This window comes from Streptomyces sp. (assembly GCF_050698815.1).
Taxonomy (GTDB): domain Bacteria; phylum Actinomycetota; class Actinomycetes; order Streptomycetales; family Streptomycetaceae; genus Streptomyces.
This window is the reverse complement of the sequence record NZ_JBOHCV010000119.1, coordinates 1-9,627: the sequence shown is the minus strand read 5'-3', so window position 1 is coordinate 9,627 and position 9,627 is coordinate 1. Positions and strand designations below refer to the sequence as shown.

Genomic DNA, 9,627 nt, shown 5'->3' with positions numbered 1-9,627 from the left:
CGCTGGTGCTGGGTGCAGTTGCCGGTGACCCGGCGGGCACGGATCTTGCCGCGGTCGGAAATGAACTTCCGCAGCAGGTTCGTGTCCTTGTAGTCGACGTAGGAGATCTTCTCCTTGCAGAACACGCAAACCTTCTTCTTAGGCTTGCGAGCAGGCGGCTTCGCCATGTCTCTCTCCAGTGAATTTCAAGAAGTGGGTAGCTGTCGGGCCCGCCCTGGTGCCGTGACCGGCACTAGAAGGGGGGCTCGTCCGAGTAGCCGCCGCCGGAGCCGCCGCCCCAGCCGCCACCGCCACCGTCGCCGGAGCCGCCTTGGCCGCCGCCGGCCGGTGCGGCGGTGGCCCACGGGTCGCCCGCGGGTGCGCCGCCGCCCTGCTGGCCGCCGCCACCCCAGCCGCCGCCACCCTGACCGCCGCCGCCACCGAAGCCGCCGCCCTGGGAGCCGCGGCCGGTGGTCTTGGTGATCTTCGCGGTGGCGTTACGGAGGCTGGCACCGACCTCGTCGACGTCGAGGTCGTAGACCGTGCGCTTGATGCCCTCGCGGTCCTCGTACGAGCGCTGCTTGAGGCGGCCCTGCACGACGACGCGCGTCCCCTTGGTGAGGGACTCGGCGACGTTTTCCGCCGCCTGACGCCAGACCGAGCAGGTCAGGAACAGGCTGTCGCCGTCCTTCCACTCATTGGTCTGCCGGTCGAAGGTGCGCGGGGTGGACGCGACACGGAACTTCGCGACCGCCGCACCGGAGGGGGTGAAGCGCAGCTCGGGGTCGTCGACCAGATTGCCGACGACCGTGATGACGGTCTCGCCTGCCATGGTGAACCTCTCGGCGGGGTGCTGCTGGCTGCTTGTGGCTGCAGTGGCTTCTGTGGCTTGCTGCTACTCGGTTGCCCGGTCCCTGTCCGCTGTCAGTTGCTCAGCGGCCGGCGGGACGGAGGACCTTGGTCCGCAGGACCGACTCGTTCAGGTTCATCTGACGGTCGAGTTCCTTGACGGTCGCGGGCTCGGCCTGCATGTCGATGACCGAGTAGATGCCCTCGGGCTTCTTGTTGATCTCGTAGGAGAGCCGACGGCGGCCCCAGGTGTCGATCTTCTCGACCTTGCCCTGCCCGTCGCGGACGACGGACATGAAGTTCTCGATCAGGGGGGCGACTGCGCGCTCCTCGAGATCGGGGTCGAGGATCACCATCACCTCGTAGTGACGCATGTGGAACCCACCTCCTCTGGACTCGCGGCCACGGTCGTTCCGTGGCAGGAGGGTCGTGATGCGTGTCCGCACCCCGCATGAGCGGCGGTGCAGACCGTTCAGAGTACCCGGCTTGTGCCTTCCGGTTGAAATCCGGGGGCAAGTCGGCGCAATCTGGATGGAACGGTGTGAGCGGAGTCACGCAGCGGCGCCGTGGAGCGCTGGAGAGCGCCGAAGAGCACCGCCCTCTGTCAGGAGGTGTCGCATGGCACAGGCAGTACGGCACAACCCCGTTTCCCTGCTCCTCGCCGACCGTAAGGCGCATCCGCTGGAGAACACCTTCGCGGCGGCGACGATCGTGCTGGGCGCGGTCGCCTTCATCACGGCGATGTGGCACGGGCTGCATGTGGTCAGCAGCTGGACGGGCCTGGTGGGGATCCTCACCGGTGCCTGGGGGCAGTTCATCTCGGCGACGACCGGTGAGCGTTTCGTGCTGATCATCGGGCTCGGGGCGGCGGCCGTCGGGTTCTACCTGGGCATGGCGTACGGCGGGCTGCTCGGTTAGCGCCCGGTAGCGCCCGCCAACGCCTGATGGCTCGGCCACGGACTCGGGGATCGGCGCCGCTGAAGACGAACCGATCGGGTGACCCCCGGGGTCACCGTGAGGAGCTGTCACATGGCACAGGAGCAGATGCCGGGCATCGATCCGGCGGCGGAGCCCAGTGGCGGGGGATGTGTGGAGTGCGCCGGGGGTGACGGGCCGGGGTGGTGGTTCCATCTGCGGCGCTGCGCCCAGTGCGGGCACATAGGGTGCTGCGATTCCTCTCCCGGGCAGCACGCCACGCGGCACGCGCGGGAGGCGCGGCACCCGTTCCTGACCAGTTTCGAGCCGGGTGAGGACTGGTTCTGGAACGCCGAGACCGAAGAGCTCTACGAAGGACCGCCGCTGGCACCGCCCACCTCGCACCCGGCGTCGCAGCCGACGCCCGGCCCGGAGGGCCTGGTGCCCGCGGACTGGCAGCGGCAGCTGCACTGATCGCGGCAGCCGCACCGATCACGGGCTGCGCTGATCATGGTTTGGCGCCGGCCCGGCCGGGGTGCCGTCAGCCGCGCCGGCCGGTCAGCTGCTGGTCGGTGACCCCGCCGGGAGCGGTGAACCGGTCGATGTCCCAGCCGGCGCGTCCGGCCTCGGCCTGGTAGGCGCTTTCGTAGAAGCCGAGCACGGCCGCCCGGGGGTCGGCCTCGGCGCGGGCGTCGCCGTAGGGCAGCAGGGCGAGGTGGCTGTCGTGGTGCGCGACCCAGTGCGCGGACGCGGGGGTGAGGGGGCCGTCGGCCAGTCCGGCGGGTTCGGGCGCGGCGTAGGAGTAGAAGGCGGGCCCGGTGAAGGTGTCGTCCCCGAACCAGAAGCCGAAGCTGGTCACCTCCTCCGAGTACGCCTCCCGGGTCACGGGGTCGGTCTGGGGCGGCTGCAGCGGCTGTTCGACGGGGCGGCCGGAGAAGCGGGTGTGGGCGATGTCCATGGTGTGCCAGAAGTGGTGGACCGGGCTGCACTTGCCGGAGAAGCGGGCCGCGAATTCCTCCAGCACGAGCGCGACCTGGCTCAGGACCTGCCAGTAGCGGTTGGCGTGTCCGGGGTCGTAGGTGGCGTGCTCGGTGTCCTGGGCGAACGGCCGTGCGGTGTCGGGCAGGTCGAAGGGCTTGGGGACGGTGATGTCCACGTGCGCGCCGAGGGTGGCCAGCGCGTCCAGGGTGCGGGCGCGGAACGACGCCACGGACTGGCCGAGGAGCGGGAAGGACAGCGAGCTGCCGTCCAGGGTCGCGACGATGAGCTGGTGGTCGACGAAGTCGAAGTCGATGGTGAAGACGGGGTTGCCGTCGGTCTGTCCCATCGGGCGGGTGGTGATGCCGCGTCCGGTGAGATGGAAGGGCACGTTCCACCAGTGGTTGCGCCGCGGGCTCGCGGCGAGGCGGATCTTGCCGATCACCTGCTCGAAGCGGTGCAGCGTCTCCTTGGTGTCCTGCCACTCGGCGAGCGGCAGAGGTGGGAACAGCTCCATGCGTGTCCCTCCTGCTCATGCGTTTCCGGCCTGCTCATGCGTTTCCGGTGAGTTCCATGGTGACCAGGTCGGCGGCGTCCGGCATGTCCGCGTCCGCGCGGGGAGCGGACGCGGGGCGCGCCATGGGGGCCGAGCCAGCAGGATGGGGCCATGACCACTGTGCGGGCCGGTGAGGTGTCCATGGCCAGTGCCACCGGGCGCTGGGTGCTGCTGACCACGGTGCTGGGCTCCAGCATGGTGCTGCTGGACGGCACGGCGGTGAACGTGGCGCTGCCCCGGATCGGCGCGGACCTCGGGGCCAGTCTGGCCGGGCTGCAGTGGGCGGTGAACGCCTATCTGCTCACGCTCGCCGGGCTCATCCTGCTGGGCGGTTCGCTCGGCGACCGCTACGGGCGCCGCAAGATCTTCGTCATCGGGGTCCTGTGGTTCGCGGTCGCCTCCGCGCTGTGCGGGTTCGCCCCGACCGCCGGGGCGCTGATCGGGGCGCGCGGCCTGCAGGGAGTGGGGGGTGCTCTGCTGACCCCTGGTTCGCTGGCCATCATCCAGGCGGTCTTCCGGCCGCAGGACCGGGCCGCGGCCGTCGGGACGTGGGCCGGGCTGGGCGGGGTGGCCGGGGCGGTGGGGCCGCTGCTGGGCGGCTGGCTGGTGGGTGGCCCCGGCTGGCGCTGGGTCTTCCTGATCAACCTGCCGCTGGCCGTGCTGACGGTGGCGGTCGCCCTGAGGTACGTACCGGAGAACCGGTCCGCCGAGGGCGACGACGCGGCAGCGGCGGGCGGCCGGTTCGACCTCCCCGGTGCGGTGCTGGCCGCACTGTCGCTCGGCTCCCTCACCTTCGCCCTGACGGCCGCGTCCACCCAGCCCTTCGCCGCGGTGGTGACGGCGGCCGCCGCGGTGCTGCTCGGGGTCGCGTTCATCGTGGTGGAGCGACGGTCACCGCGTCCGATGGTGCCGCTGGTGCTGTTCTCCTCGAGGCTGTTCTCGATGACGAACGTGGTGACGGTGCTCATCTACGGGGCGCTGGCAGCGGTGTCCTTCTTCCTCATCCTCCAGTTGCAGACCACGGCGGGCTTCTCGCCGCTGCTGGCCGGGCTGGCGCTGCTGCCGCTGACCGTGCTGATGCTGTTCTTCTCCAGCTGGGCGGCACGGCTGGGCAGCCGGATCGGGCCGCACGTACCGCTGACGATCGGGCCGCTGGTGGCGGCCGCCGGGGTGCTGCTCATGCTCAGGGTCGGAACCGGGGCGACATACATGGCGGATGTGCTGCCCGCCGGTATCGCCCTCGGTGCCGGGATGACGCTGCTGGTGGCGCCGCTCACGGCGACGGTGCTGGAGTCCGTCGACGTCGGCAGAGCCGGCACCGCGAGCGGCGTCAACAACGCGGCGGCCCGCACCGGCGGCCTGATCTCGGTGGCCGCCATTCCGGCAGTCGTCGGCCTGTCCGGCGACGAGTACCGCACACCGGCCGATGTCGACGCCGCCTTCCAGGGCGCGATGTGGGTCTGTGCCGGGCTGCTGGTGACGGCGGGGGCGACGGCGTGGTTCGCGGTACGGGCGGCGGCGCCGGCGCCGGAGTCGGTGGACGCGGTCTGCCCGTCGTGCTCGTTGTCGGCGCCACCGCCGACCGCGACCGAGGTCGCGACCGATGGCACGGCCGAAGGCACGGCCGAAGGCGCCGGGGAGAGGCCGGAGAGTTCGTGACGCCCGGGGCGGAGCCCGTGGTGCCGTGGGCGCGCACAGTAGGCTTCGCGGCGAGTTGGTTACGTACGCCGGAGGAGCGTCCCGCATGAGCCTGACCCTGAGGACCATCAGCCGTGAGCAGCATCTGGCGTATATCCGGAGCCTGCCGTCGGCCAGTCACTGTCAGGTGCCCGCCTGGGCGGATGTGAAGAGCGAGTGGCGGTCGGAGAACCTGGGCTGGTTCGAGGACCGCAGCGGCGAGCTGGTCGGGGCGGCCCTGGTCCTCTACCGGCAGCTGCCGAAGGTGAAGCGGTATCTCGCGTATCTGCCGGAGGGCCCGGTCATCGACTGGTTCTCGCCGCAGCTGGAGGCCTGGCTGCAGCCGATGCTGGCGCATCTGAAGCAGCAGGGCGCCTTCTCGGTGAAGATGGGGCCGCCCGTGGTGATACGGCGCTGGGACGCGGCGGCGATCAAGCGGGGGATCCAGGACCCGGAGGTCAAGCGGCTTCGGGAGGTCACGGCGACGCACATCGAGCCGCAGGCCTTCGAGGTGTCGGACCGGCTGCGCCGGATGGGCTGGCAGCAGGGCGAGGACGGCGGCGCGGGCTTCGGTGACGTGCAGCCGCGTTACGTCTTCCAGGTGCCGTTGGAGGGCCGTTCGCTGGAGGATGTGCACAAGGGCTTCAACCAGCTGTGGCGGCGCAACATCAAGAAGGCCGACAAGGCGGGCGTAGAGGTGGTCCAGGGCGGCCGGAAGGATCTGGACGACTGGCAGCGGCTGTACGAGATCACGGCGGAGCGGGACAAGTTCCGGCCGCGCCCGAAGTCGTACTTCGAGCGGATGTGGCAGGTGCTCAACTCGGAGGACCCGAACCGGATGCGGCTCTACTTCGCCGAGCACGAGGGCGAGCGGATCGCGGCGGCCACGATGCTCGTCGTGGGCGGCCACGTCTGGTACTCCTACGGCGCGTCGGCGAACCACAAGCGTGAGGTACGGCCCTCCAACGCGATGCAGTGGCGGATGCTGCAGGACGCGTACGCGCTGGGGGCGAGCGTCTACGACCTGCGGGGCATCAGCGACTCGCTGGACGAGACCGACCATCTCTTCGGACTGATCCAGTTCAAGGTGGGGACCGGGGGAGAGGCGGCCGAGTACGTCGGCGAGTGGGACTTCCCGCTCAACAAACTGCTGCACAAGGCACTGGACATGTACATGTCCCGGCGCTGAGGGCGCGCCGCGGCGGGCGCGGCAAGGCGCGCGCCACCGCGTACCGAAGACAGCTCCGAGAGACCGAGACAGACTCGAAAGAAAGGTGTCCTACCGGCCATGGCGCTCACCCTCTACGTCGATATCGCTCGCTGGCGGGCGCACCAGCAGTCGGTGATCCAGCAGTTCCCGGGGATCGTCCCGGTCTGCAAGGGCAACGGCTACGGCTTCGGTCATGAGCGGCTGGCCGACGAGGCCACCCGTTTCGGCAGCGACGTCCTCGCTGTCGGCACGACCTACGAGGCCGCCCGCATGAAGGACTTCTTCGGCGGCGATCTGCTGGTGCTGACTCCGTTCCGCAAGGACGAGGAGCCGGTGCCGCTGCCCGACCGGGCGATCCGGTCGGTGTCCTCGGTGGAGGGCGTCGGCCTGATGCGCGGGGCGCGGGTCGTCATCGAGGTGATGAGCAGCATGAAGCGGCACGGGGTCACCGAGGAGGACCTGCTGAAGCTGCACACCGCCATCCACGAGGTACGGCTGGAGGGCTTCGCGATCCACCTGCCGCTGGACCGTACGGACGGGTCGGACGCGGTGGACGAGGTCATCGGCTGGATGGACCGGCTGCGGGCGGCACGGCTGCCGCTGGAGACGATGTTCGTCAGTCATCTCAAGCCGCAGGAGTTCGCGCGGCTCCAGCAGCAGTTCCCGCGGACGAACTTCCGGGCCCGGATCGGCACCCGGCTGTGGCTGGGGGACCACACGGCGACGGAGTACCGGGGTTCGATCCTGGACGTGACACGGGTGGCCAAGGGCGACCGGTTCGGCTACCGGCAGACCAGGGCACCGGGCGACGGCTGGCTGGTGGTGGTCACCGGCGGCACCTCGCACGGGGTCGGCCTGGAGTCGCCGAAGGCGCTGCAGGGGATGTCCTCGCGGGCGAAGGGCGTCGCGCGGGCCGGGCTGGCGACGGTCAACCGGAACCTGTCGCCGTACCTGTGGTCGGGCAAGCAGCGGTGGTTCGCGGAGCCGCCGCACATGCAGCTGTCGATCCTCTTCGTGCCGGCCGACGCGCCGGAGCCGAAGGTCGGCGAGGAGCTGACGGCGCAGCTGCGGCACACGACGACGACGGTCGACCGTACGGTCGACCGCTAGGCGGCTGACGGCTGGCGGGCCCGGGGCGGGCCGTCTTGATGCCCGCCCCGGTGCCGGTCGCTAGCGGTCGACCTTGCCGTCGATGAACCGCTGGACGTTCTCGCGGGCCTCGTCGTCGTAGTACTGCACGGGCGGCGACTTCATGAAGTAGGAGGAGGCCGAGAGGACGGGGCCGCCGATGCCGCGGTCCATGGCGATCTTCGCGGCGCGCAGCGCGTCGATGATGACGCCGGCGGAGTTGGGCGAGTCCCAGACCTCCAGCTTGTACTCCAGGTTCAGCGGCACGTCACCGAAGGCACGGCCCTCGAGCCGTACGTACGCCCACTTGCGGTCGTCCAGCCAGGCCACGAAGTCGGACGGGCCGATGTGGACGTTGTCCGCGCCCATGTCGCGGTCGCGGATCTGGGAGGTGACCGCCTGCGTCTTGGAGATCTTCTTCGACTCCAGGCGCTCGCGCTCCAGCATGTTCTTGAAGTCCATGTTGCCGCCGACGTTCAGCTGCATGGTGCGGTCCAGGATGACGCCGCGATCCTCGAAGAGCTTCGCCATGACGCGGTGCGTGATGGTGGCGCCCACCTGGGACTTGATGTCGTCGCCGACGATGGGCACGCCCGCCTCGGTGAACTTGTCCGCCCACTCCTTGGTGCCGGCGATGAAGACGGGGAGCGCGTTGACGAAGGCGACCTTGGCGTCGATCGCGCACTGGGCGTAGAACTCCACGGCCTCCTGGGAACCGACCGGGAGGTAGCAGACCAGTACGTCGGCCCCGCTGTCCTTGAGGGCGCGCACCACGTCGACCGGCTCGGCGTCGGACTCCTCGATGGTCTCGCGGTAGTACTTGCCCAGCCCGTCGAGGGTGTGGCCGCGCTGCACGGGCACCCCGGCGGGCGGCACGTCGCAGATCTTGACGGTGTTGTTCTCGCTCGCCCCGATGGCGTCGGCCAGGTCCAGGCCGACCTTCTTGCCGTCCACGTCGAAGGCGGCGACGAACTCCACGTCGCGCACGTGGTAGTCGCCGAACTGGACGTGCATCAGGCCCGGCACCCTGCTGCCGGGGTCGGCGTCCTTGTAGTACTCGACGCCCTGTACCAGCGAGGCGGCGCAGTTGCCCACGCCGGCGATGGCTACACGAACCGAACCCATTCCGGTTGCTCCCTGTGTGTGATCGTTCGAGGCCGCGTACGTACGCGGCCTCATGCGGTGTCGTCGGACGGATCCGGCGAGGTGGCCCCCCGGCCCCGCCCGGTGCGCTCGCTCTCGATGAGCTCGTTGAGCCAGCGCACCTCGCGCTCCACGGACTCCAAGCCGTGTCGCTGCAGTTCGAGGGTGTAGTCGTCGAGCCGTTCGCGGGTACGGGCCAGCGAGGCGCGCATCTTGGCCAGCCGCTCCTCCAGCCGGCTGCGGCGGCCTTCCAGCACGCGCATCCGTACGTCCCGCGAGGTCTGCCCGAAAAAAGCGAAGCGGACCCGGAAGTGCTCGTCCTCCCAGGCGTCCGGCCCGGTCTGGCAGAGCAGCTCCTCGAGGTGTTCCTTTCCGTCGGCCGTCAGCCGGTAGACGATTTTCGCCCGGCGGCCGGCCAGCGCGGCGGAGCGGGCCTCGCGCTCGAGGTCCGCCTCCGGCGGACTGCTCGGCTCCTCGATCAACCAGCCGCGCTGAACCAGCGTCTTGAGGCAGGGGTAGAGCGAGCCGTAGCTGAAGGCGCGGAAGACGCCGAGTGAGGTGTTGAGCCGTTTACGCAGCTCGTAGCCGTGCATCGGCGACTCGCGCAGCAGGCCGAGTACGGCGAACTCAAGGATGCCGGAGCGCCTGCTCATGATGCGCCGTCACCTCCGTTCCGTTCGCCGCTCGCATCGTGTTATGCCGTGTTATGCCGTGCTGATGTATCGATTCGATACATCAGCACGATAGAGCGAGAGCCAGGAGGGGGCAAGCGGGAACCAGGTGAATGCACTCACATCTCTGATTCACCGCAGGCAACTTGCGCTGATTGAAACGGATGCGGGTTAAGGGGGGTTTTGGGGCTGCGTAGTCTGTCGGCTGTGCAGACCACCACCGGGAACCAAACGGCGCGAGAGCGCGTCCTCGTCCTGGGTGCAGTGCGGCCGGCAGACCGAACATCAGCGGGCCGTACTCGGGGGGACCAGACGTCAACTGCCACCTTCAGGCGAGAGCGCCTGCCCGAGGAGTAGCTGTTCCATGAGCGAGCACCGTCGAAAGTCGCCGCAAGGGCGGGGGCGGCGCGCAGCGCAGCCGCCACCGTCACCCGGTGCCGGCCGCCGAGCCGCACCACCACCACCACCGCAGGGCCCCGCTGCCGGTCCCGGCAGTCGCGCAGAGGCCCGCAGGGCGGCAC

Annotated in this window: 11 protein-coding genes; 5 read left to right on the top strand and 6 right to left on the bottom strand. The window is 69.9% G+C overall.

Features of this window, described 5'->3' with window-relative positions; all coding sequences use genetic code 11:
* From rpsR to rpsF, 3 genes are all read right to left on the bottom strand, one after another.
* Positions 1 to 167, bottom strand: a 167-nt coding sequence (gene rpsR / locus ACRDP3_RS04710; protein WP_431515533.1) for a 30S ribosomal protein S18, incomplete at its 3' end; no start/stop codon positions are given.
* A gap of 65 nt (positions 168 to 232) precedes the next feature.
* Positions 233 to 811: a single-stranded DNA-binding protein gene (locus ACRDP3_RS04705; protein WP_431515532.1), complete on the bottom strand. Its 579-nt coding sequence runs from the start codon at positions 809 to 811 to the stop codon at positions 233 to 235.
* Between the two features lie 100 nt (positions 812 to 911).
* Positions 912 to 1,202 (bottom strand): 30S ribosomal protein S6, encoded by a 291-nt coding sequence (rpsF, locus tag ACRDP3_RS04700; RefSeq protein WP_431515531.1) that lies wholly within the window; start codon positions 1,200 to 1,202, stop codon positions 912 to 914.
* 244 nt (positions 1,203 to 1,446) lie between these two features.
* On the opposite strand from rpsF, the gene ACRDP3_RS04695 reads away from it, so the two are divergent.
* Both ACRDP3_RS04695 and ACRDP3_RS04690 read left to right on the top strand, forming a co-directional pair.
* Positions 1,447 to 1,746, top strand: coding sequence for a hypothetical protein (locus ACRDP3_RS04695; RefSeq protein WP_431515530.1), 300 nt, complete (start codon positions 1,447 to 1,449; stop codon positions 1,744 to 1,746).
* Between the two features lie 111 nt (positions 1,747 to 1,857).
* Positions 1,858 to 2,217, top strand: a complete 360-nt coding sequence (locus ACRDP3_RS04690) for a UBP-type zinc finger domain-containing protein (protein WP_431515529.1) — start codon at positions 1,858 to 1,860, stop codon at positions 2,215 to 2,217.
* A 67-nt stretch (positions 2,218 to 2,284) separates the two neighbouring features.
* On the opposite strand, the gene ACRDP3_RS04685 is transcribed toward ACRDP3_RS04690, so the two are convergent.
* Entirely contained in the window at positions 2,285 to 3,238 is a 954-nt protein-coding gene (locus ACRDP3_RS04685; protein WP_431515528.1) for a DUF5996 family protein, read from the bottom strand.
* A gap of 150 nt (positions 3,239 to 3,388) precedes the next feature.
* Here ACRDP3_RS04685 and ACRDP3_RS04680 point away from each other — a divergent pair, with 150 nt between their 5' ends.
* The 3 genes from ACRDP3_RS04680 (at position 3,389) to ACRDP3_RS04670 (ending at position 7,274) form a co-directional block, all read left to right on the top strand.
* On the top strand, positions 3,389 to 4,936 hold the full coding sequence (locus ACRDP3_RS04680; protein ID WP_431515527.1) for an MFS transporter: 1,548 nt from the start codon (positions 3,389 to 3,391) through the stop codon (positions 4,934 to 4,936).
* Positions 4,937 to 5,021: 85 nt separating this feature from the next.
* Complete coding sequence (locus ACRDP3_RS04675; protein WP_431515526.1) at positions 5,022 to 6,143, top strand: lipid II:glycine glycyltransferase FemX; 1,122 nt, start codon at positions 5,022 to 5,024, stop codon at positions 6,141 to 6,143.
* 99 nt (positions 6,144 to 6,242) lie between these two features.
* A complete protein-coding gene (locus ACRDP3_RS04670; RefSeq protein ID WP_431515525.1) occupies positions 6,243 to 7,274 on the top strand; it encodes an alanine racemase in 1,032 nt (343 codons plus the stop codon).
* A gap of 60 nt (positions 7,275 to 7,334) precedes the next feature.
* Here the strand turns inward: ACRDP3_RS04670 and ACRDP3_RS04665 are convergent, their stop codons facing one another.
* Both ACRDP3_RS04665 and ACRDP3_RS04660 read right to left on the bottom strand, forming a co-directional pair.
* Positions 7,335 to 8,417 carry an inositol-3-phosphate synthase gene (locus ACRDP3_RS04665; protein WP_431515524.1) on the bottom strand — a complete coding sequence of 361 codons (1,083 nt, stop codon included), beginning with the start codon at positions 8,415 to 8,417 and terminating at the stop codon, positions 7,335 to 7,337.
* Positions 8,418 to 8,467: 50 nt separating this feature from the next.
* Entirely contained in the window at positions 8,468 to 9,088 is a 621-nt protein-coding gene (locus ACRDP3_RS04660; RefSeq protein WP_431515523.1) for a helix-turn-helix transcriptional regulator, read from the bottom strand.
* Between the last annotated feature and the right edge of the window lie 539 nt (positions 9,089 to 9,627).